This is a genomic window from Actinacidiphila oryziradicis, from assembly GCF_005047355.1.
In the GTDB taxonomy this organism is placed as follows: domain Bacteria; phylum Actinomycetota; class Actinomycetes; order Streptomycetales; family Streptomycetaceae; genus Actinacidiphila; species Actinacidiphila oryziradicis.
The window spans coordinates 44846-66994 of sequence record NZ_SUMC01000002.1; the positions used below are offsets into that span (position 1 = coordinate 44846).

At 70.7% G+C, this 22149-nt stretch carries 19 protein-coding genes; 6 read left to right on the forward strand and 13 right to left on the reverse strand.

Annotated elements, in window-relative coordinates:
- Positions 1 to 97 precede the first annotated feature (97 nt).
- Complete coding sequence (locus tag FCI23_RS02460) at positions 98 to 280, reverse strand: DUF397 domain-containing protein (RefSeq protein WP_136722005.1); 183 nt, start codon at positions 278 to 280, stop codon at positions 98 to 100.
- Here FCI23_RS02460 and FCI23_RS02465 point away from each other — a divergent pair.
- Complete coding sequence (locus tag FCI23_RS02465) at positions 201 to 680, forward strand: ATP-binding protein (RefSeq protein ID WP_136721761.1); 480 nt, start codon at positions 201 to 203, stop codon at positions 678 to 680. The genes FCI23_RS02460 and FCI23_RS02465 overlap by 80 nt on opposite strands.
- On the opposite strand, the gene FCI23_RS02470 is transcribed toward FCI23_RS02465, so the two are convergent.
- Both FCI23_RS02470 and FCI23_RS02475 read right to left on the reverse strand, forming a co-directional pair.
- Positions 646 to 1362: a LuxR C-terminal-related transcriptional regulator gene (locus FCI23_RS02470; RefSeq protein ID WP_136721762.1), complete on the reverse strand. Its 717-nt coding sequence runs from the start codon at positions 1360 to 1362 to the stop codon at positions 646 to 648. The two genes, FCI23_RS02465 and FCI23_RS02470, sit on opposite strands and share 35 nt — an antisense overlap.
- Positions 1359 to 2621 carry an ATP-binding protein gene (locus tag FCI23_RS02475; RefSeq protein ID WP_246143229.1) on the reverse strand — a complete coding sequence of 421 codons (1263 nt, stop codon included), beginning with the start codon at positions 2619 to 2621 and terminating at the stop codon, positions 1359 to 1361. Before FCI23_RS02475 ends, FCI23_RS02470 begins: the two co-directional genes overlap by 4 nt.
- Positions 2622 to 2783: 162 nt before the next feature.
- Between FCI23_RS02475 and FCI23_RS02480 the strand changes: the two genes are divergently transcribed.
- The gene (locus FCI23_RS02480; protein ID WP_136721764.1) at positions 2784 to 3965 is read left to right on the forward strand and encodes a PspC domain-containing protein; all 1182 of its coding nucleotides are present in this window, start codon (positions 2784 to 2786) and stop codon (positions 3963 to 3965) included.
- Positions 3962 to 4150: a hypothetical protein gene (locus tag FCI23_RS02485; RefSeq protein WP_136721765.1), complete on the forward strand. Its 189-nt coding sequence runs from the start codon at positions 3962 to 3964 to the stop codon at positions 4148 to 4150. Before FCI23_RS02480 ends, FCI23_RS02485 begins: the two co-directional genes overlap by 4 nt.
- Before the next feature lie 238 nt (positions 4151 to 4388).
- On the opposite strand, the gene FCI23_RS02490 is transcribed toward FCI23_RS02485, so the two are convergent.
- From FCI23_RS02490 to guaA, 4 genes are all read right to left on the reverse strand, one after another.
- The gene (locus FCI23_RS02490) at positions 4389 to 4907 is read right to left on the reverse strand and encodes a DoxX family protein (protein WP_136722006.1); all 519 of its coding nucleotides are present in this window, start codon (positions 4905 to 4907) and stop codon (positions 4389 to 4391) included.
- 82 nt (positions 4908 to 4989) lie between these two features.
- Positions 4990 to 5823: a class II aldolase/adducin family protein gene (locus FCI23_RS02495; protein WP_136721766.1), complete on the reverse strand. Its 834-nt coding sequence runs from the start codon at positions 5821 to 5823 to the stop codon at positions 4990 to 4992.
- Between the two features lie 41 nt (positions 5824 to 5864).
- Positions 5865 to 6476, reverse strand: coding sequence for a Uma2 family endonuclease (locus tag FCI23_RS02500; protein ID WP_246143232.1), 612 nt, complete (start codon positions 6474 to 6476; stop codon positions 5865 to 5867).
- A 130-nt stretch (positions 6477 to 6606) separates the two neighbouring features.
- Complete coding sequence (guaA, locus tag FCI23_RS02505; protein ID WP_136721768.1) at positions 6607 to 8214, reverse strand: glutamine-hydrolyzing GMP synthase; 1608 nt, start codon at positions 8212 to 8214, stop codon at positions 6607 to 6609.
- A 225-nt stretch (positions 8215 to 8439) separates the two neighbouring features.
- Between guaA and FCI23_RS02510 the strand changes: the two genes are divergently transcribed.
- Positions 8440 to 8745 carry a chorismate mutase gene (locus FCI23_RS02510; protein WP_265737714.1) on the forward strand — a complete coding sequence of 102 codons (306 nt, stop codon included), beginning with the start codon at positions 8440 to 8442 and terminating at the stop codon, positions 8743 to 8745.
- 428 nt (positions 8746 to 9173) lie between these two features.
- Here FCI23_RS02510 and FCI23_RS02515 read toward each other — a convergent pair whose 3' ends face one another.
- From FCI23_RS02515 to FCI23_RS02535, 5 genes are all read right to left on the reverse strand, one after another.
- Positions 9174 to 10973, reverse strand: a complete 1800-nt coding sequence (locus tag FCI23_RS02515; protein WP_136721770.1) for a GMC oxidoreductase — start codon at positions 10971 to 10973, stop codon at positions 9174 to 9176.
- A gap of 15 nt (positions 10974 to 10988) precedes the next feature.
- Positions 10989 to 12635: a succinic semialdehyde dehydrogenase gene (locus tag FCI23_RS02520; protein WP_136721771.1), complete on the reverse strand. Its 1647-nt coding sequence runs from the start codon at positions 12633 to 12635 to the stop codon at positions 10989 to 10991.
- 417 nt (positions 12636 to 13052) lie between these two features.
- The gene (locus FCI23_RS02525; RefSeq protein ID WP_136721772.1) at positions 13053 to 14912 is read right to left on the reverse strand and encodes a protein kinase; all 1860 of its coding nucleotides are present in this window, start codon (positions 14910 to 14912) and stop codon (positions 13053 to 13055) included.
- A gap of 95 nt (positions 14913 to 15007) precedes the next feature.
- Entirely contained in the window at positions 15008 to 16819 is a 1812-nt protein-coding gene (locus FCI23_RS02530; RefSeq protein ID WP_136721773.1) for a serine/threonine-protein kinase, read from the reverse strand.
- 189 nt (positions 16820 to 17008) lie between these two features.
- Positions 17009 to 18655 (reverse strand): serine/threonine-protein kinase, encoded by a 1647-nt coding sequence (locus FCI23_RS02535; protein WP_246143234.1) that lies wholly within the window; start codon positions 18653 to 18655, stop codon positions 17009 to 17011.
- Positions 18656 to 18780: 125 nt separating this feature from the next.
- Here FCI23_RS02535 and FCI23_RS56120 point away from each other — a divergent pair, with 125 nt between their 5' ends.
- Entirely contained in the window at positions 18781 to 18957 is a 177-nt protein-coding gene (locus FCI23_RS56120) for a hypothetical protein (RefSeq protein ID WP_169316664.1), read from the forward strand.
- Between the two features lie 70 nt (positions 18958 to 19027).
- Here FCI23_RS56120 and FCI23_RS02540 read toward each other — a convergent pair whose 3' ends face one another.
- The gene (locus FCI23_RS02540) at positions 19028 to 20737 is read right to left on the reverse strand and encodes a glycerol-3-phosphate dehydrogenase/oxidase (protein WP_136721774.1); all 1710 of its coding nucleotides are present in this window, start codon (positions 20735 to 20737) and stop codon (positions 19028 to 19030) included.
- Between the two features lie 197 nt (positions 20738 to 20934).
- Between FCI23_RS02540 and FCI23_RS02545 the strand changes: the two genes are divergently transcribed.
- Positions 20935 to 22101: a nucleotide sugar dehydrogenase gene (locus tag FCI23_RS02545; RefSeq protein ID WP_136721775.1), complete on the forward strand. Its 1167-nt coding sequence runs from the start codon at positions 20935 to 20937 to the stop codon at positions 22099 to 22101.
- Positions 22102 to 22149 lie beyond the last annotated feature (48 nt).

The window sequence follows — 22149 nt, forward strand, 5'->3', positions numbered from 1 at the left end:
TGCCGATGGGCGGCGCCTGGCGGCGTTGTCATCGGTCAACGACTGGCCTCTAAGTCCAGACCAACCCCCGCACCCGACCAGCCGGGCCACCCAGCGGTTACGAAAGTGGGCGGCCCGCGCCTGCGGCGTAGCCCACGAACGCCCCCCAGGCGGCGGGCGCGACGGCCAGCTGCGGGCCGGCCTTGCCCTTGGAGTCCCGTATGTGGACGGTGCCGGGGCAGGCGGCGACCTCGACGCAGTTGCCGCCCTCGTCCTTGCGGCTGCCCCGCCATCGCCGCAGCGTCGGCCGGTCGCGGACGCTGCTACGGGAGCAGGCACGTTCGTGGGAGGTCCCGGAGGACGCGGCGGAGACGGCGGTGCTGCTGCTCAGCGAGCTGATGACGAACGCCTGTCAGCACGCGCACGTCTCGCCGGGGCGTGAGATCAGCGCGCGCTGCGTCCTACGCGACGGGACGCTGCGCCTTGAGGTCCCGGACGCCAGCGACGACGACTGGCCGCAGACCCGGCAGGCGTCGCCGGACGACGAGTCAGGTCGCGGTCTGATGCTGGTGGCGGCGCTCGCGGATGCCTGGGACGCGTACCCGCGAGCGTGCGGGATCGGCAAGACGGTGTGGTTCGAGCTCAAACTCCCGGCGGCGGCGGAACTCAGACCAGCCGGCGGGCCGTCGCCCACCGCGTGAGCTCGTGGCGGTTGCTGAGCTGCAACTTCCTGAGCACGGCCGAGACATGGCTCTCGACCGTCTTGACGGAGATGAAGAGCTGCTTGGCGACTTCCTTGTACGCGTATCCGCGCGCGATCAGCCGCAGCACCTCACGCTCCCGCTGGGTCAGCCGGTCCAGGTCCTCGTCGACGGGCGGGGCGTCGGTGGAGGCGAAGGCGTCCAGGACGAAGCCGGCCAGGCGGGGCGAGAAGACGGCGTCGCCGTCGGCGACGCGGAAGATGGAGTTGATCAGTTCGGGGCCCGTGATGGTCTTGGTGACATAGCCCCGGGCGCCGCCCCGGATGACGCCTATGACGTCCTCGGCGGCGTCGGAGACCGACAGGGCCAGGAAGCGCACCGGCTGCTGGGCGTCCGCCATGAGCGGCGCGCAGCGGCGCAGGACCTCCACGCCGCCGCCAACCGGCAGGTGTACGTCGAGGAGTACGACGCCCGGGCGTGTCGCGGTGACGACCCTGACCGCCTGGTCGACGTCGGCCGCCTCGCCGACGACATCGACGCCGGTGCGTTCGGTGTCGCCGATCTCGGCCTGTACGCCCGTACGGAACATACGGTGGTCGTCGACGAGCACGACCCGCACGCGCCGTTCTTCCCCCGATGCCGCTGGCCCTGCCCCTGGCCCTGGCTCTGGCGCTGACGTCATGTTGTCGCCGACCTTTCCATGTCGAGTTCCACTTCCGTGCCCCCGCCGGGCGCTGCCCTCAGCCGTGCCTCGCCGCCGTGGCGTCGCATCCGGCCGATGATCGACTCCCGGACGCCCATGCGGTCGGCCGGTACCGCGTCCAGATCAAAGCCGGCGCCCCGGTCCCGTACGGATACAAAGACCTTCGCCTCCTCGACCTCCGCGTACACCTGAACTCCCCCGTCCCCACCGTACTTGGCGCCATTCACCATCGCCTCGCGCGCGGCCTGCAACTGGGCCTGGAGCCGGTCGTCGAGCGGGCAGTCGCCGACGCACACCACCTCCACCGGCACTCCGTGCGCGTCCTCGACCTCCGCCGCCGTCCGGCGGATCGCCGCCGCCAGTGTCGTCGGCTCGTCGTCCTTGCCAGTGCCCTCCGGGCGGTACAGCCACGCCCGGAGCTCGCGTTCCTGCGCCCGCGCGAGGCGGGTGACCTCGCGGGGGTCCTCGGCGTTGCGCTGGATCAGGGTGAGCGTGTGCAGTACGGAGTCATGTACGTGGGCGGCGACCTCGGCGCGCTCCTGGGCCCGGATGCGTTCGCGCCGCTCGGCGGAGAGGTCCTGCGTCATCCGGACCAGATACGGCCCCGCGATCAGCGCCACACCGACCAGGACGGCGAGTGCCGCCCGCAGGATCGTCCCGAGATGGCTCGCCGAGCCCTGCACCACCAGGAACCCGGTGGCCCCCGCCCCCACCAGGATCACCCCCGCAGCGCCGCGCGCCACCGGCAGGAACCGCTTGCGGCGGCTCATCTCCACCCAGCGCGCCCGGCGGGCGTTGTCCGCCTGCCGCCAGACCAGCGCCACGCCGAAGCCGATCAACAACAGCGGCCATATATAGGCGTTGGCGGCGCCGAGATCCATGCTGTCCAGCAAGATGCCGATTCCGCACGCGAACGCGAGCAGCGCGACGATCTGGCCCCGGTCGGGACGGCGGCCCGCCAGCCATGACTTGGCGCTGCGCGGCTCCTGCGCCTCGCTGACGCCGCCGACGCCCAGCGGTACGACGAACCAGAAGATGGCGTACAGCAGGATGCCGAGACCGTGGATCGTCGCCAGCACGACGAGCACCACCCGCACCCACGACACAGGCAGCGACAGATGCCCCGCGAGCCCCCGCGCCACGCCGCCGACCATCCGGCCTTCCGAACTCCGGTACAGCTTGCGCGGCTGCGGCGCGTACGGCTCCGCCGGTGCGCGGGGTGGGTTGGTGGCTGGCATGTCCCGATCGTCACACGTTTGGCCCGCGGCGGGCATCAGGGTTTGCCCCTGGGTGCCCCTGAGTCCCGTCGCGGGCGGGCCTGGACCCGCAAGGGGCGGATCAGGGATCAGCCAGGGTTGTGCCGGGTGCGGGGCGGACCCGGCGCCCGCGACGATGGGGGCATGACGGAGAGCGGCACCAGCACCGAGCAACCTGAAGCGCCCGCCCGGCGGCGGCTGGTGCGGATCCGTAAGCCGAGGGTGATCGGGGGGGTTTGCGAGGGAGTGGGGCGGTATTTCGATATCGACCCGGTGGTATTCCGGGTGGTACTGGCGGTGCTGGCACTGACGGGCGGGGTGGGGCTGGTCGCGTACGGGTTGGCGTGGCTGCTGATGGTGCAGGAGGGGGAGGAGGAGAGCGAGGTGCGACGGCTGTTGGGGGGCCGGGTCGAGGGCCCGGCGCTCACCGCGGTGGTGGTCGCGCTAGTGGGCTGCGGCCTGTTCCTGTCGATGCTGGGCAGCCCCGGCAATCAGACCTTCTCCCTTGTGCTGTTGGCGTCACTGGCCGGGGCCGTGTACTGGTCGCAGCAGCGCCGCCGCGCCCAGGAGCCCGCGCCGCCCGCCGCGCAGCCACCGCCGTCGCCGAGCGCGGAACCGTGGTGGCGCGAGACGATTCGCGAACCGTATGTGTGGGCGCCGGACGACGGTCCTTACGAGAAGGAGCCGCGCCGACCGCGCCGCCAGGCGCCGTGGTTGGCGATCGCCACCTTCTTCGTGGCCCTGGCCGCGGCAGCGATCGGCATAGCGGCGTCGTGGGGCGGGCGACCTCTCGGGACAAGCCTGGAGATCGGCTTCGGTGCCGCGCTGGGCGTGTTCGGCCTGGGCTTTACGATCAGCACGCGCCGGGGCCGGCTGGGCGGCGGCAGCGTCGTCGCCGCCGTGCTGGTCACGGCGCTGCTCGTGGGGGCGGCGGCGGTGCCGAAGTCGGTCGGCACCCAGTGGTCGGACGCTACCTGGCGGCCGGCGAGCGTCGCCGAGCTCCAGTCCTCGTACAAGCTGGGCGCGGGCGAAGGCGATCTGGACCTGACCGCCCTGAAGCTCAGCCACGGGCAGACCATCTCGACCCGCGTCGAGCTCGGCACCGGTCTGGTGAAGGTGATCGTCCCGAACAACGTCACCGTGCGGCTCCGCTTGCGGGTCGGGCTCGGCGATGTCCAACTGCCCTCCGACTACGGCCAGAACATTGACGTAAAGCCCGGCCTGGACCGTACGACGACGCTTGGGCCCGCCTACCGTGCGACCACCGTCGGCACGATCAAGCTCGACCTCAAGGTCGGCCTCGGAGAGTTGAAGGTGGTCCGGTGAAGCGGCATGGGTTCCGGCCGGCGGCCCTGGTGATGGGCCTGGTGTTGCTCGCTCTGGCGGCGGCCTTCTTGCTGGACGCCTCGGGCGCGTGGGACCTCGCCCCGCGCCTGTCCCTCCCCTTGGCCGCCGGCGGCCTGACGATCGCGGGGGTGGCCGCGGCGGTGTCCGGCCGTCGGCGGGGTTAGGGCTGTCCGGCGGGGGGCGGCGCTTGCGCCTGCGGCGTTTTCCCCTCCCCGCCCCTTCCCGACTCGTCCGATATGCGGCTGGCGCCGCGTGAGGGGCTTCGCCCCCGGACCCCGTTGTCCTCAAACGCCGGACGGGCTGATTTTGGGCCCCTTTGTCCTCAAACGTCGGGAGGGCTGGGTTTGGGGCCCGTTGACCTCAAACGTCGCACGGGCTGGGTTTGGTCACGGTTGGCCGGGGTCAGCGGAACCCCCCGCCGCGCCGCCGGCCGACGCCGAACAACGCGTCCAGCGAGAGCACCGGGGCCCCCGCGAGCAGCAGTGGCAGCCAAGCCATCAGGTACGGCAGGTCGTTGCCGTAGTAGTACGGCGTGGACGACCAGCTCACCGTCAGCCACAGGCTCAGGGAGATCAGGGCGCCGCCGAGCGCCGCCAGCCGGGTCAGCAGGCCGAAGAATGCGCCGAGGCCGGCCGCGAGCTCACCGAAGGCCATGGCGTAGCCGAAGGCGTGCGGGTTCTTCAGGGCGAGATCGATCATGCCGGGGAAGGCGGCGCTGCTGTGCACCCCGTTGAGCACGCTGACCAGCGACCCCGATGCGGAGTCGGTGAAGAACGTCGAGCTGGTGAGCTTGTCGAGTCCGGCGTAGATAAAAGTGACGCCGAGGAATATTCGGAGGGGCAGCAGGGCGTACTTCCGCGCTGCATCCCGCCATGGGCCCTGGCTCGGGGTGGTGTCTCTGGAGCCGCTCACACCACTCATTCCACTCATGCCAGTTACCACATCGATCACATCCTGTCTTGCTGCCGTATGCGCCCGGGGTTCCTGTCGGACCGATTCTTCACTATGGGGTACGCAGATCGAAGAGATCTGGTTCACTACGAATGACCTGTGTATACAGCGGCTGGTAATTGATCCACGCCACAAGGTCGTTACCAAGCTGCTCACGCGTCCGCAACGCGTCCTCGTGCGCGATCCGCACCGGCTTTCCGGCCGCCTTCGCCAGGAGCTGCGCCCGGCAGGCCCGCTCCATCGAGATGAACCACCACGCCGCCGCGTCCACCGAGCCCCCGACCGTCACCGGCCCGCGATTGCGCAGGATGACCGCTTTGTGCGGGCCGAGCGCTGCCGCGATCCGGCCCGCCTCCTGTTCGTCGACGACGATGCCCGTGTACGCGTCGAAGAGCGCGTGATCCTCGTAGAAAGCGCACGCGTCCTGGGTGATCGGCTCCAGCGGCTCCCCGAGTGCCGCCAGCGCCCTCCCGTATGTGCAGTGGCCGTGCACTACGGCGACGACCTCCGGCCGGGCGGCGTGCATCCGGGCATGGATCGCGAACGCGGCCTGGTTGACGTGGTACCGGCCCTCCACGACCTGCCCGGCCTGATTGGCGAGGACCAGATCCCCGACGCTGACATGCGCGAAGGGCACGCCGAAGGGGTTGGCCCAGAAGTGATCCGTGAATTCGGGGTCCCGGACGGTGATGTGCCCGGAGACGCCCTCCTCGTACCCCAGGCGTGCGAAGAGGCGGAGCGCGACGGCAAGGCGCTCCTTGCGGTGGCGGCGCTCTTCGGCGGCGCTGCCGAAGGTGGGTGGCAGCTCGAAGTACAACTGGTCGATGGGGATGGGTTGCGGCTGGGGCTGGGTGTCGTCGACGGTGTCGGCGGTGTCGGGCGGCATGGGGCGGAAGCTACCGCGCGGTACCCGGGATTGCCAGGGTCCTAGAGGCGGTCGATCTCGGTGAGGTCGATGTCGATGGTGAACGGGACGCTGAGCTTGAGCTGGTCGTGATGGATTCCGGTGACGACGTATGTCTTGGTCCCCGGGTCCAGCTCGTAAACGTAGACCGCAGGCCGGTCTTGCTCGCCGGTCATCTCCACCCGCCAGAAGTGGCGAATGCCTGCGGCCGCGTACTTGCGAGGCTTTGTGTCGCGGTCACGTTCCTCCGACTCGGGGGAAACGACCTCGACCGCGAGCACCACGTCCTCGGCCTCGTACCTGGACTGCCGACGCCCGACGACGGCTTCGGCTTTCACCACCATGACATCGGGTTCCGGAGCAGTGCGCCTGGTCAGCACGACGTTCATTTCCCGCCTTACCCGCAAGTGGTCCGGCACCGTCCGGCGCAGACCGAAGAGCAAGATTTCAACCGTCAAGGCGTGAAAATCCCGCTGTGGGCTCACGAAAACCAGACTCCCGTCGATCAGCTCAGTGTGCGGCGGGAGGCCGGGCAGGGTGAACAGGTCATCCACGGTGTAGCCATCGAGCGGCGGCACCGGCCATGCAGGGCCTTCAGGCAGCGGCTCGGCGGCGGGCAGCGGCTCGGCAGTCATGGTTCCTCCCATGGACGGGATTTTGGACCGTAGAGCCAGCGTACCCACAGGAAACGACCGCGCCGCCGCCCAAACGAATGGACGGCGGCGCGGTCGTTGACGCATTGACGCGTCCGGGAGGACTATTCGACTACTCCCACTCGATCGTGCCCGGCGGCTTGCTCGTCACGTCGAGCACCACGCGATTGACGTCCGCGACCTCGTTCGTGATCCGGGTCGAGATCTTCGCCAGCACCTCGTACGGCAGCCGGGACCAGTCCGCCGTCATCGCGTCCTCGGACGAGACCGGACGCAGGACGATCGGGTGGCCGTACGTGCGGCCGTCGCCCTGGACGCCGACCGACCGCACGTCGGCCAGGAGGACGACGGGGCACTGCCAGATGTCGCGGTCGAGACCGGCGGCGGTGAGCTCTTCGCGGGCGATGGCGTCGGCGTCGCGGAGCAGGTCGAGGCGGGCCTTGGTGACCTCGCCGACGATGCGGATGCCCAGCCCCGGGCCGGGGAAGGGCTGCCGCTGGACGATCTCCTCGGGGAGGCCGAGCTCCTGGCCGACCATGCGGACCTCGTCCTTGAAGAGCTTGCGCAGCGGCTCGACAAGGGCGAACTGCAGGTCTTCGGGGAGGCCGCCGACATTGTGGTGGGACTTGATGTTGGCGGTGCCGGTGCCGCCGCCGGATTCGACGACATCGGGATAGAGGGTGCCCTGCACCAGGAACTCGACGGACTCACCGTGGGCGCCGGCCTCGGCGACGATCTCGGACGCCGCCTGCTCGAAGACGCGGATGAACTCCCGGCCGATGATCTTCCGCTTCTCCTCCGGGTCGCAGACCCCGGCCAGGGCCGCGAGGAAGCGCTCCTCGGCGTCGACAACCTTCAGCTGGACGCCGGTGGCGGCCACGAAGTCCTTCTCGACCTGCTCCGACTCGCCCTTGCGCATCAGCCCGTGGTCGACGTAGACGCAGGTCAGCTGGGAGCCGATGGCCTTCTGGACGAGGGCGGCGGCGACCGCGGAGTCCACCCCGCCGGAGAGGCCGCAGATGGCGCGGGCGCTGCCGACCTGGGCGCGGATGGCCGCGACCTGCTCGTCGACGACATTGGTGGTCGTCCACTGCGGCCTGAGGCCCGCGCCGCGGTAGAGGAAGTGCTCAAGGACCTGCTGGCCGTGCTCGGTGTGCAGAACCTCGGGGTGGTACTGGACGCCGTAGAGCTTGCGCTCGTCGTTCTCGAAGGCGGCGACCGGGACGACCCCCGTGGAGGCGGTGACGGTGAAGCCGGCGGGGGCGGCGGAGCAGGCGTCGCCGTGCGACATCCAGACGGACTGCTCGGCGGGGGTGCCCTCGAAGAGCGTCGAACCGGGCTTGGAGACCTTGAGCGGGGTGCGGCCGTACTCGCGGGCACCGGTGTTGTCCACCGTGCCGCCGAGGGCGGTGGCCATCAGCTGGAAGCCGTAGCACATGCCGAAGACGGGGACGCCGGCCTCGAAGATCGCACGGTCGAGAGCGGGGGCGCCGTCCGCGTACACGGAAGAGGGACCGCCGGAGAGGATGATCGCCTTCGGCCCCTTGGCGAGGATCTCATCAACCGGCATGGTGCTCGGCACGATCTCGCTGTAGACCCGGGCCTCACGGACGCGGCGGGCGATGAGCTGGGCGTACTGCGCCCCGAAGTCGACGACCAGAACCGTGTCGGCCGCGGTCTCGGTTTCGGTGTCGGGAACGACTGGGGTCGCTGATGCCACGGGCAGCCTTCCGGCGAATTGTACGAGGGTCGAGCCCGATTCTACCGGGGCGCGCCGACACCCCTCTCGCGTGCCGGTCGCCCGTGCCATACTGGACACCATGTTCAGCAGCACGCACGTCTCGTTTACCTATGGCACCGGCTGGTCCGGCTGCCATGGTCGTGCTGTCTGAGACACAGAACCCAGACCTCACCAGGCGCCCCGGGCCATTCGGCCCGGGGCGCTTTGTGTCTCTCCGGGCAGGCTCGGGGCCATAGCTCCAAGGAGACGGCAATGACTGACACAGAGACCGCGACGGAGATCAGCACCGCGCGGGGCCGGATCGATGATCTGGACGCCCGGATCATCGCCCTCGTACAGGAAAGGACGGGGGTCTCGGCGGAGATCCAGCAGGCCCGCATCGAGTCCGGCGGGCGCCGGGTGCACCTCTCCCGCGAGATGGAGGTCATCGCGCGCTACAGCGGTGAGCTGGGCAAGCCCGGGACCACATTGGCCATGACGCTGCTGGAGCTGTGCCGCGGACGGATCTGAGCCGTGTCACGGACAGGGGCGCGCTATCGCCCGTTCGGGGGGCATTACGGGTACGGGACGTGACCGGCCCGGAGCGCTTTCGTTGGAAGGGTTGCCGCACCAGCCAGGAGCGGTCGGCCGAAATAGTACGCGTGGAATCCTCCCGGCCGCAGCCCGGGCGGCGTAACTCCGGAGCGATGCGCACGTCCGCGACGCGGGCGTGCCGTGGGACCTCGCTCCGGTGGGGTGACCGGACGGCAGGGGACAGCAGCCCGGTCACAACCCAAGGAGACGGCCGGTCCCGGGGACGCCCGGGACCGGCCGCTCTGTGAAGGACACAATACTCATTCGCGCCACGGGGGCAGGTATCCAACGCCCGATCGGGTGAGGCGGAGCCGGGCTTTAGAGGCGCGCGGCCTCTTACACAATCCTGCGGCCCGGCCGCGCCGTCAGGTCCTGGGCGGCACCGGCGGCACCGGGAGGAGTGGCAGGCGCAGCGCGCCGAATGCCGCTTCCGGGACCGCCGGGTGCAGGGGGGCGACCGCGGTGAGGCGTGCGTATGCCTCCCCCTGGGCGGGACGGGGGTCGGGCTCGCCCTTGTTGGGCCACAGGGACATCGCGCGCTCGGCCTGGGCGGTGATGGTGAGGGACGGGTTGACGCCGAGGTTGGCGGAGACGGCGGCGCCGTCGACCACATGGATGCCGGGGTGACCGTAGAGCCGGTGGTAGGGGTCGATGACGCCGTGGCCGGCGTCCGCGCCGATGGGGCAGCCACCGAGGAAGTGCGCGGTGAGCGGGGTGCCGATGAGTTCGCCGATGTTGCTGCCGGCGAAGCCGTTGATGTCGTCGGCGATCAGGCGGGCGGCCTGGGCGCCCTCGGGGATGTGGTCGGGGTTGGGCGCGCCGTGGCCCTGTCTGGCGGTGAGCAGGCCTTTCCCGGGTCCGCGGGGCTTGCGGTAGGTGGTGAGGGAGTTGTCGAGCGACTGCATGACCAGGCCGATGATGGTGCGCTCGGACCAGCGGCGGTTGGACAGCGCCCGCATGGTCAGCACCGGGTGCCGGAGGGTCGTGACGGCGAAGGCCAGCCCCCGCGGCAGTCTCGTGTCCGCCGGTACCTGGAGGGTGGAGAGCAGGCCCATCGCGTTGGAGCGCTTGCCGTAACGGACCGGCTCGATGTGGGTGTGGTCGTCGGGATGGATCGAGGATGTGATGGCCACGCCCCGTGTGAAGTCCGGCTTGCGGCCCGGGTACTTCTTCGCGTAGTGGCGGTCGATCGTCTGTGCGCCGACGAGTGCCTCGGAGTTGGTACGGGTCAGTTCGCCGAGCCTCGCCGACACGCCCGGGAGCCTGCCGGAATCGCGCATATGGTGCAGCAGGGTCTGCGTGCCATATGTGCCGGCCGCGACGACGACGTACCGGGCACGCAGGGCGCCCGGCTTGGACTTCCGCTTCCTGTCCGTCGGGACGGCTCCGATGTCGTAGCCGCCATCGGGGTTCTCGCCGATGGCGGTGACGGTGGTCATGGGGTGGATGACGGCACCGGCCTGCTCGGCGAGGAAGAGGTAGTTCTCGTTGAGCGTGTTCTTGGCGCCGTGGCGGCAGCCCGTCATGCACTCTCCGCACTCCGTGCACGCCCGGCGGGACGGCCCCGCGCCGCCGAAGTACGGATCGGGGACCTCGGCGCCGGGCGCGGCCTTCACCGCGGCTTCCTCGCCGTCGCGGGCGTCCTTGCCGTCACAGGCGTCCTTGCCGTCCCCGAAGAAGACGCCGACCGGCGCCAGGTGGAAGGTGTCGCCGACGCCCATCCGCTCGGCTGCCGCCTTGAGGTGGATGTCGGAGGGGGTGAGGGTCGGGTTGAGCCGTACCCCGAGCATGCGCTGGGCCTGGTCGTAGTACGGGGCCAGTTCCGACTGCCAGTCGGTGATGTGGCCCCACTGGCGGTCCTCGAAGAAGGCTTTCGGCGGGATGTAGAGGGTGTTGGCGTAGTTCAGTGAGCCGCCGCCCACGCCCGCCCCGGCGAGGATCATGACGTTTTTGAGGAGATGGATGCGCTGGATGCCGTAGAAGCCGAGCGCCGGGGCCCACAGGTAGTTGCGGATGTCCCAGGAGTTCCTCGGCAGCGTGTCCCGGGTGAAGCGGCGGCCCGCTTCCAGGACCCCGACGGAGTAGCCCTTCTCGGTCAGGCGCAGGGCGCTCACGGCTCCGCCGAAGCCGGACCCGATCACGATCACGTCGTAGTCGTACGACATCTGGACCTCCAGGGGTCAGCGAAGGCGCAGCGTCTTCATGGCGCGCAGGCTACGGCTCATGAACGTCGCGTACTGGGCGTCGTCCATGCCCAGCGACGGAGCCATCGGCAGGAGCCGCTGGGTGGCGACGGTCTGGGCCTCGGTGTACTTGAGGATGCCCTCGGCGCCATTGCGGCGGCCGAGGCCGGACTCACCCATGCCGCCGAGCGGCGCCCGGACGCTGCCGTAGGCGGCGGCGTATCCCTCGTTGACGTTGACGGTGCCGGCGTGCAGACGGGCGGCGATGCGGCCGCCGCGTCGGGTGTCCCGGGTCCAGACGCTGGCGTTGAGGCCGTACGGGGTGGAGTTGGCGCGTTCGACGGCCTCGTCCTCGTCGGTGAAGCGGTAGATGGAGACGACGGGGCCGAAGGTCTCCTCGGCGCAGACGGCCATGGGGGGCTGGACGCCGTCGAGGATGGTCGGCTCGTAGAAGTAGGGGCCGACGTCGGGACGGGGACGGCCGCCGGCGAGCACTGTGGCGCCCTTGGCCACGGCCTCGTCCACGTGCCGGGCCGTGGTCTCCAGCTGCCGGTCGCCGGCCAGGGAGCCCATGCCCGCGCCGTAGGCCAGGCCGGTGCCGAGTCTGATCGCCTTCGTACGGGCGGTGAACCGCTCCAGGAAGGCGTCGGCGACCGACTCATGGACGTAGAGGCGCTCGACGGACTCGCAGAGCTGTCCGGCGGAGGCGAAGCAGGCGCGGACCGCGCCTTCGGCGGCCTTGTCCGGGTCGGCGTCGTGGAGGACGAGCATGGCGTTCTTGCCGCCGAGCTCCAGGGAGACGCCGACGAGGCGGGCGGCGGCGCGCCGGGCGACATCGAGGCCGGTGCGGGTGGAGCCGGTGAAGGAGACATAGTCGGCGTGCTCGACGACAGCCGGGCCGACCACCGGTCCCTCGCCGATCACCACCTGCCAGACCTCCTCCGGCAGTCCGGCCTCGATGAGCTGCTCGCGGGCCCAGAGCACGGTCAGGGCGGTCTGGGTGTCGGGCTTCATGACGATGGCGTTGCCCGCCACGAAGGCGGGCAGCGCGTCACCGGCGGCCAGCGCGAAGGGGTAGTTCCAGGGCACGATGTGGCCCACGACGCCCTTGGGGTGACGCAGCTCCACAGCCTTGGTGAGCACGGGGATCGCTCCGGTGTGGCGCCTCGGCCTGAGGTAGGCGGCGGCCTTGCGTCCGTAGTGCCGGGCGGTGACGGCGACCAGCTGCAGCTCTTCGTGCGCGTGAAGGCGGGCCTTGCCGGTCTCCAGCTGCACGAGGTCCAGGACCTCGGCCTGGCGCGCCAGTACGAGATCGTGGAATCGCAGCAGCACCGCGGCGCGCTGCCTGACGGGCAGCGCCGCCCACCCCTGCTGGGCGGCGCGGGCACGCTCGAAGGCGGTGGCGACCTCTTCCGGGGTGGCCTCGGGGAGGTCGGCGAGTTTCTCGCCGTTCAGCGGGCTGTGGTTGCTCGTCCGGCCGCTGCCTACGACCCCGCGGGTGAGGCGGGCGATCAGGTCGGGGGTGACAACGTCCGCCGCGGTGCGCGCGCCTGCGGGGGCGGGGGCGACCGGGTTGCTGTCGCTGTTGCCGATGCTGTTGGTGCTGCTGCTGTTGCCGTTGCTGCTTTCCGGCGACTCCGTCATGGCGGCGAGGGTACGACCGGCGAACATGTCTTGGATACCCTCCGGTAACAAGTTCACACCAGGGTTACACAAACATGCCATCAATCACTGGCGTGGAACGACGCGGCGGCCGTCTCCAAATAGGTCCGGCCCTGCTCGGCCTTGGCGATGGGCGACGACACCCATACGTCGTACTGGCGACCGCTCTCCGTCCAGCACAGGTCGTACGTCCGGCGCGTGCCGCCCCCGTCGGCGAAGCCGTTCCATTGGACGTCCAGTCCCCCCGGGGCCCCGCCACAGCCGCACGCGGCAACAGGCCCGCATCCTGAGGGCGGCGCACCCCAACGCACCCGCCGGTGCCGGGAAATCGGCTGGGCGGGGGAACGCCCACCGCAGGCGCGGGCTGCCCTGAGGCGGCCGGGTAAGCCCCCCGCCGGGTCAGGCGGTCGTGCGGTAGGTCGCGGCGGCTTTGTCGAAGTAGCGCTTGACGGCAGCAGTCTGATCGCTGGGGCCGACGACAAGGATGACGTGGTACTTGTCGCCCCGGATCATGGCGAGATTGTTGGCGTAGACGTCGCGGCCGCTCGCTTCACGCCAGGTGTATTCGCCTTCGGCGGCGGCGACGCCGCCCATGTCGAGGCGGCGGGTGCCGAATACCGACGACCAGTCGGATGAGTGAAAGGCGGCGAGTTCGTTCTCGGAGGTGGACTGATAGGCGAGGGGGTCGCTGCCGAAGTCGGCGACGGAGTCGCGGCCGGGGACGACGATGATCTGGTAGTCACCGCCGGTGTAGCGGATCTGGCCGCTGGAGTTCTTGCCGCTGCGCTGCCAGCCTGTGGGGACGGCGAGGGAGAAACCGGCGGGGTCGGTGCGGAGTTGGAAGTCGCTGCCGACGTCGGTGGAGGGGGCGCTGGACGGGGTGGCGGCGGCGGTGGAGGGCGCCTTGGTGGTGGGCGCGGACGTGGCGGTGGGCTTGTCGTTGCCGGAGCCGGGGACCTGGGCAGGAATCGTCCGGGCGGTGTCGGCGGAGCCGCTGGTGTTGGAGGCGCCGTTGCGCGGCATGAAGACGAGGGCGTAGAGGACGACGGCGGCGAGCAGGATGAAGACGGCGGCGACGAGGAGCTTGCCGAGGCTGCGGGGGGCGCCGGCGGGCTTCCGCTGCTTGGAGCGAGCGTGCCGGTGCCGGGCAGCGGACTCGGCGGCGGCCGCGGCGGCAGCGGCTTTGCGGCGGCGGACGAGCTCGCCGCGGCGCCGTACGATCGGCAGCTTCTGGGGATCGGCGGGCACTTGGATGGTGTGGGCGCCGAGTTCGGGCTCGGGGGCGGAGCGCACCAGGGAGCGGAGCCAGCCGCCGAGTTCTTCGAAGTCGGGGCGCTCGGAGGCGTCCTGGCGGAGCAGCGACTCGACGATGGGGCGCAGGGGCCCGCATTCCTCGGCGAAGGCGGGGGGCTCGGCGCAGACGAGCTGTACGAGTTCGGCGGTGCTTTCCTCGGGGAAGGCGGGGTGGCCCTGGACGCTGCGGAAGAGCAGCGCACCGAGCGCCCAGAGGTCCGCTTCGGGGCCGACGGGCGGGGCGAGCTGCCAGGCGTCCTGTATTTCGGCGGCCTGCTCGGGCGCCCAGCGCTCGGTGACGGGGCCGATGACGGTGATCCGGGCCTGGCGGGCGCGTTCGAGCTCGAGTACGGAGTCGGGGCCGCTCCAGCTGGCCCCGGAGCCGCCGGAGACCATGGCGTGGGCGGGCTCCGGCACGGGGTCGTAGCCGCAGAGCGCTTCCTGGGCGGCGCCGACCGCGAGCCCGGTGAGCATGGCGCGGCCGTCGTCGCAGACGAGGACCGTGGCGGCGGTGACGTTACGGTGCGTCCAGCCGTGGGCGTGCACGGCGCGCAGCGCGTAGAGAACGTCGGAGGCGACCTCGGCGGCGCGGTACGGGGAGAGCCGCTTGTCGGCGAGGAGCGCGGCGAGCGGGCGGGCGGAGACGAGTTCGCTGACAACCCAGAGGCTGCCGCCGTCTATGAAGATGTCGAAGACCTGCACCAGGCGGGGGTGGTCGGGTATCGCGGCGGCGGCGCGTGCTGCGTCCAGCGCGCGCCGGGCACTGTCGCTGCCGGGGTCGTCCGGCCCGGCAGCGAGGCCGGTGGGCTCGGCGCCGACCACCTCCGGCAGCAGGACCTGGCGGACCAGCACCTCCTGACCGCTGTACGTGTCAAAGGCACGGGTCTCGACCAGCTCGTACTCATCGGCCGGGGGCCTGGGCAGGCGGTAGCGGTCGGCGAGTACCCGTCCCGCGTAGTCGTCCACGACGCCTCCCCAAAAAGCGTCAGTTCCGGTCAGAATCCGGAGGCAATCTGAATGCGGACAGTCCGCAGGGACTCACAATACGTGCCGCACCATTATCACTTGGCCGGTTTGAAGGTCTTGTAGAAGGTATCCCGCATCTTCTCCACCTTGGCGGTGTTCCAATCACCGGCGGGCGCCGAGAACATGATCGAATAGGCGTGGGTGTCATCCGTGACGAATCCGCGGTTCACGACGTGCACCTTGGTGCCTTCCTGGGTACGGAGGAACTCCCAGTCGGCGGCGGTGCGGTAGCCGTTGAAGCTGATCTTCTTGATGGAGATCAGCGTGTACGCGGTGCTGTTGGACCTCACGCCGGGTTCTGCGGCGCGCCAGGCAGCCGCCGCGTCCTTGCCGGGCGTTGGGGTGAAGTCCACCTGTACGCGCGGGAATCCACCGCCGGCGCTGTATATAACGCCGGAGCTCGCGCCGGCCGTGCCGGTCTGCTTCCAGCCGTCGGGCATCGCCATGGAGAAGTGGAACGCCGAGTTGGTCACGACGGTGAAGCCCGACGGCACCGAACTGCCACTGCCCGAGTTGCCACTGCCCGAGTTGCCACTGCTATTGCTGCCGGTCGTGTCACCGCTGCTGCCGCTGCCGCTTTTACTGCCGGTCCCTGATGAGCCGGATGCGCCGGCGGACGGCGAGGCCGACTTCGTCGCCGACTGGCTCGCGCTCGCCTTGGAGCCGGAGCCCGTCTTCTTGCCCTTGCCGTCGTCTGCGTTGGCGAGGACGAAGCCGATCGAGGTGCCCAGGATGGCAAGGGCAATGGCGATCGCGGCGATCACCGCCACGCGCTTGCGCGACTGCCCGGCTGCCGGGGCGGCCGGAGGGACGGCGCCCGGGGCCGCCGGGGCCGGATCCGGCTTCGGCTTGGACTTCGGCTTGGCGGCCCGGACCGAGCTCAGCGCGCTGCGGATCTTCGTCTGGTCGGCGGAGCTTTCGCGGGTGGTGGCGGGGGCGTCGGTCGGGGTGGGCTGCGGGTCGGCGGGGAGGGGCATGGCCCGGGTCACGTCGGGTGCCGGGGCGACAGGGGCCTCGGGCGCGTTGGCGATCTCGGTGAGCAGCGGGCGTACGGCGGTGTCGTCGAGCCGCCGGGCCGGGTCCTTGACGAGCAGGCCGTGGATGGCTTCGGTGAGCGGTCCGGCGTTGACCGGGGCCTTCGGCTGCTCGGTCATGACCGCGGTGAGGGTGGCGATCGCCGAGCCCCTGTCGTACGGCGGACGGCCCTCGACGGAGGCGTAGAGCAGCGCGCCCAGCGACCACAGGTCGGCCGGCGGCCCGGGCTTCTGGCCCCGGGCGCGCTCGGGGGAGATGTACGAGGGCGCGCCGACGAGCATGCCCGTGGACGTGACGGAGGGATCACCGTCGATCTGGGCGATGCCGAAGTCGGAGAGCACGACCCGGCCGTCGTTGGCGATCAGGACGTTGGACGGCTTGACGTCGCGGTGGAGGATGCCCTCCTTGTGAGCCGCCTTGAGCACGTTCAGGACGGTGAGCCCGACCTCGGCGGCGCGCTTGGGAGTGAGGGGGCCGTCCTCGCGGATCGCGTCGGACAGCGACCGGCCCTCGACCAGCTCCATGACGATCCAGGGCCGGTCGTCCTCTTCCACGACGTCGAAGACGGTGACGGCTCCGGTGTCCCGGATCCGGGCGGTCGCCTTCGCCTCGCGCAGGGTGCGGGTGATCAGGCGGCGCTTCTCGTCCTCGTCGATGTTGTGCGGGAAGCGGAGTTCCTTCACGGCGACGGTCCGGCCGAGGGTTTCGTCGACGCCCCGCCACACTGTGCCCATGCCGCCCTTGCCGAGGACCCCTCCGAGCCGGTACCGGCCGGCGAGGAGACGTCCGTCGGTGCCTTGCGCCTGGCCCATGAATTCCCTCTGCAGTCGCTGGAAATGGTGCGTCGGCAACCGGCGTTGCGCCGCCCCCCACAGGATGAGACCTCCATCATCCCTGAACCCGGACGCGGTCATGTACACCGCCGCTGCCCATGGGCACCGTACTGCCACGGACAACGGGATTCCAGACAGATTTTCAGGCCGCTGGCCAGCGATTACCGGCTATCCGGTCAGCCGGAGCCCGGCGACGGCGCTGTCGAAGACCGGCCTGTACGTTGCCCATTCGGCATCCGGCGCGGAGAGGTAGACGGCGTAGTCACGGCCCCCCTCCTTGCCGAAGCCGAGGTCGGCGGCGCGCCAGTTGCGAACCTTGCCCGTGAAGGTGAAGTCCCAGATGGCGGCTGCCTGTCCGCGCCAGCTGGTGGCCTGCAGGCGCAACTGCTGGTAGCCCTGCAACCGGTCGGGGTTGGACGCGGCCGTCAGCTGGGCCTCGACGTCCTTGAAGTGCTGGACGGGGTCCGGGCTCGCGTAGTCCAGGACGCTGATCTTCAGCCCGACCAGGCCGGTCGGGTCGATGTAGTTGATGTCCTGGCCGTTGGCGTTGGCCTGGCGCGTCCAGCCGTCCGGTACGGGGACGGAAAAGCCGAGCCCCGGCTCCTTGGCCAGGCGGTAACCGGCGGGCACCTTCGGCAGGGCGGAAGGGGTCGGCGTGGTCTTCACCGGGGACGCGCTCGCGGTGGGCGGCACGGCCTGGGCAACCGTCGGGGTGGGCCGCCCGGCCTGGGCGGTGGACCCGGTGCCGCCGATCTTCGTGGCCAGGACCGCCCCGCCCGCCGAGAGGGCCGCGATGGCAACGGCGGACCCCACCCACACGCCCCTCTTACGGCGCCGGGCGCGGCCGCCGTCGCTCCGCGACGCGCTCTTGACGCTGGCCGTGGGGCCGGTCGGCGAGCTGTCCGTCGATGCCTCGGCCTGGGTACCGGCCGGGCCGAAGGCCGGGGGCAGCGCCGGCCCGGCCCGCAGGCCCGTCGCCGTCTGCGGTTCGGCCATGGGGGCCCGCAGCAGCCGCTCCGCCGCATCCAGCGACAGGCGCTCCCCCGGCTCCCGCATGAGCAGGCCCGCTATCAGCGGCTCCAGCGCTCCGGCGTTGGGCGCCGTCGGCACGTCGTCCGCCGCTATCGCGTACGCCGTCTCGATCGCCGTGTCCTTGCGGAACGGCGAGTTCCCTTCCACCGCCTGGAACAGCGTCGCACCAAGCGCCCACAGATCCGCCTCCGGCCCGGGCGTCCCGCCCGTCAGCCGCTCCGGGGCCAGGAAGTCGATCGACCCGATCAGCTCCCCGGTGCGAGTCAGCGTGGAGGTGCCGGACGCCTGCGCTATCCCGAAGTCCGTCAGCACGACCCGCCCGTCCTTGCCGAGCAGCACATTGCCGGGCTTGACGTCCCGGTGCAGCACGCCTGCCTCGTGCGCGGCACGGAGGGCGGCGATCATGCCCCGGCCGATCCGGGCCGCCTCGGCGGGCGACACCGGGCCGCTTCTCTTGATCAGCTCGCCGAGCGTGATGGACGGCACGTACTCCATGACGATCGTCGGCAGCCCGTCGTCGTCCACCACGTCATGGACGGTCACCACATTCGGGTGGCTGATCCGCGCCGCGCTCCGCGCCTCCCGGCGGGTCCGCTCGAACAGCGTTGTCAGCTCGTCCTCATGCATATGCGCCTGCGGCGCGTGCAGACGTTTTACAGCGACTTGCCGGCCGAGCAGCTCATCCTCGGACCGCCATACGGTGCCCATGCCGCCGCGGCCTATGTGCTCCAGCAGGCGGTATCTGCCCGCCACCAGTCGGCCCTGATCGGTGCTATCGGACACCGTGCCCCCTTCCTGCTCCCCCGTACACGCTTAGGGGCACGATATCCGGCCCCCTTGCCCGGGCCGAATGTCCCCCTGCCCATGGGGTGGACGTGGAGGCGAAGGTCAAGGTCACGGTGTCACCGGTGGCTGCGTTGAAGGTGTGGTCGGCGGAAGGGACGATCGTGAAGCAGCAGTTGGTTCCCTTGCTGCCGTGGACCGCCAGGGTCTGGGTGCGGGAGTTCCGGTCAGCCGCCGGACCTTCTCCGGGACGGCCGGGCAGGGGCGCCACCACGCTCGTGGCGGTCGCCGACCGCGCGTAACGGCTGACGGTGCTCCGGGCCCGCTTTCGCCGGCCGCAGCGGCGAAAACGGGCCCGAACGGGACGGAGTCCTACTGGAGCGGGACGATGTCCGGCGCGCCCAGCCTTGCCGCGTCGGCCGTGAGGTCGTCGGGCTGACGCTGGGACTCGCGCTCGGCCTCGACCCGCTTCTCGTAGTGGGTGACTTCCTTCTCGATCTGCTCCTTGCCCCAGCCGAGCACCGGCGCCATGAGCTCGGCCGCCTCGCGCGCGCTGAGCGTGCCGCGGTCGAAGGTCTCGATGGAGATCCGGGTGCGGCGGGTGAGGACATCGTCCAGGTGCCGGGCGCTCTCGTGGGAGGCGGCGTAGACGACCTCGGCGCGGAGATAGTCGTCGGCGGCGGCGAGCGGATGGCCGAGGGAGGGGTCGTCGGCGATGAGCTGGAAGACTTCCTCGGCCAGGGTGCCGTACCGGTTGAGGAGGTGCTCGACCCGGGCGACATGGAGCCCGGTGCGGGCGGCGATGCGGGAGCGGGCGTTCCAGAGGGCGTGGTAGCCCTCCGCGCCGAGCAGGGGGATCTCTTCGGTGACACATTCGGCGACACGGTGGTCAAGCCCGTGGACGGCCTCGTCGACGGCGTCCTTGGCCATGATCCGGTAGGTCGTGTACTTGCCGCCGGCGACGACCACGAGCCCCGGCACGGGGTGCGCCACGCTGTGCTCGCGCGAGAGTCTGCTGGTGTCCGCCGACTCGCCGGCGAGCAGCGGGCGGAGCCCCGCGTAGACGCCCTGGACGTCGTCCCGGGTGAGGGGGACGTTGAGGATGGAGTTCACGTGCTCCAGCAGATAGTCGATGTCTGCGCTGGACGCCGCTGGGTGCGCTTTGTCGAGGTTCCATTCGGTGTCGGTGGTGCCGATGATCCAGTGCCGGCCCCAGGGGATCACGAAGAGCACGCTCTTCTCGGTGCGGAGGATCAGCCCGCTCGAGGAGTGGATGCGGTCCTTCGGTACGACCAGGTGGATGCCCTTGGACGCCTTGACGTGGATGAGCCCTCGCTCGCCGATGAGCCCCTGGGTGTCGTCCGTCCACACACCGGTGGCGTTGACCACCTGCTGGGCCCTGACCTCGTACTCGGTTCCCCCTTCGACATCCTGCACCCTGGCACCGACCACGCGTTCGCCCTCCCGCAGGAAGCCGATCACCCGGGACCGGTTGGCGACCTGTGCGCCGTACGAGGCTGCGGTCCTGATCAGGGTGGTCACATAGCGGGCGTCGTCGACCTGGGCGTCGTAGTACTGCAGCGCGCCGACCAGGGAGTCCTTCTTCAGCGATGGAACGATCCGCAGTGCCTTCCGCCGGGTGAGGTGCCGGTGGTGGGGCAGTCCCCGGCCGTGGCGGGAGGCGACCGCCATCGCGTCGTACAGGGCCACGCCCGTCCCGGCGTAGAGACGCTCCCAGCCGCGGTGCTGGAGCGGGTAGATGAAGGGCACCGGCTTGACGAGGTGCGGGGCGAGCCGCTGGACGAGCAGCCCGCGTTCCTTGAGTGCCTCTGCCACGAGCCGGAAGTCCAGCATCTCCAGGTAGCGCAGGCCGCCGTGGATCAGCTTGCTTGAACGGCTGGAGGTGCCGGACGCCCAGTCCCGCGCCTCGACCAAACCGGTGCTGAGGCCCCGGGTGGCCGCGTCCAGTGCGGTGCCGGCGCCGACGACTCCGCCGCCGACGACCAGTACGTCGAGTTCATGATCCGCCATCCGGGCGAGCGCTGTATCGCGCTCCGCCGGTCCGAGTGTCGCCGTGCGCATCGAGTGCCTCCTGTGGTGGAGGGTGCGTTCCCGTTCTTTCGATGCTTACCCCTCCGGGAGCGAACGGCCAGCCAGAGAGGCGCGGATCCGGGGGAGATCCACGGCACATCGGCGCGGCGTGCGGTCATATCAGCTATATGTCTGGTTAGCCTGTTTTGCAGCCATTTGGTGGTTTCTTCGTGAGAGGACGGACCTCCATGCCCGCAGACCTCGCCGTCATCGGACTCGGCCACACCGGACTTCCCCTCGCCCAAGCCGCCACCGCCGCCGGCGTCCGCACCATCGGCTACGACACCGACCCGCGCACCGTCGACGCCATCAACGCCGGCCGGATCCCCTCCGGCGCCCTGGCCGCCGCCGACGTACGCCGCATGCTCAAGGACGGCTTCCGCGCCACCGCCGAACCCGCCGTACTCGGCCGGGTACGCACCGCCGTCATCTGCGCACCCACCCCGGACGTCGCCGCCGCCGGCCGCATCCTCGCCGCGCACCTGCGGCCGCACACCACAGTCGTCCTCGAGTCGGCCGTACGCCCCGGAACCACCGAAGAACTGCTCCGACCCATCCTCGAAACCTCCGGCCTCCGGGCCGGCCGCGACTTCCACCTCGCCTACTCCCCCAGCCGCTTCCCCGGCGCCCCCAAGGTGATCGCCGGCTGCACCCCCGCCTGTACCGAGGCGGCCGCCGTCTTCTACGGCCGCTTCGCCGAACGCGTCGTACGCGCCCGCGGGCCGCGCGAGGCCGAGACCGTCAAGCTCCTCGAAACCAACTACCGGCACGTCAACATCGCGCTCGCCAACGAGATGGCCGTCTTCTGCCACGACGCCGGCATCGACCTCTGGGACGTCATCCGCTGCGCCGAGACCAAGCCCTACGGCTTCCACGCCTTCCGCCCCGGCCCCGGCGTCGGCGGCCCCGGCGGGCCTCTCCCGCTCCCCCTTCCCCTCGTCGAGCTCGCGCAGCAGATCAACGCACGCATGCCGAGCTACGTCGTCCAGCGGGCCGCGGCCCTCCTCAACGAGCACGGCAAATCACTGCGCGGCGCCCGAGTGCTCCTGCTCGGCGTCACCTACAAGGCCGACTTCCCCGACCAGACCGGCGCCCCCGCCCGCGAAATCGGCACCCTCCTGGCCGGCATGGGCGCCCACCTCAGCTACCACGACCCCTACGCCCCCACCTGGCACCTCCTCGACCGCCCCGTCCCCCGCGCCGATTCCCTCTGGGACGCCGCCGCCGACGCCGACCTCACGGTGCTGCTGCAGCACCACCGCACGTACGACCTGCAGGGCCTCGCCGTAAAGGCCCAGCTCCTGCTCGACACGCGAGGCGCCGCCCCGGCGGGGGCGGCTGCGACCCGGCTGTAGAAGGGGCCCGGGGTGTCGGTCAACGACTCTCCCCCAGACTCCGTCCGG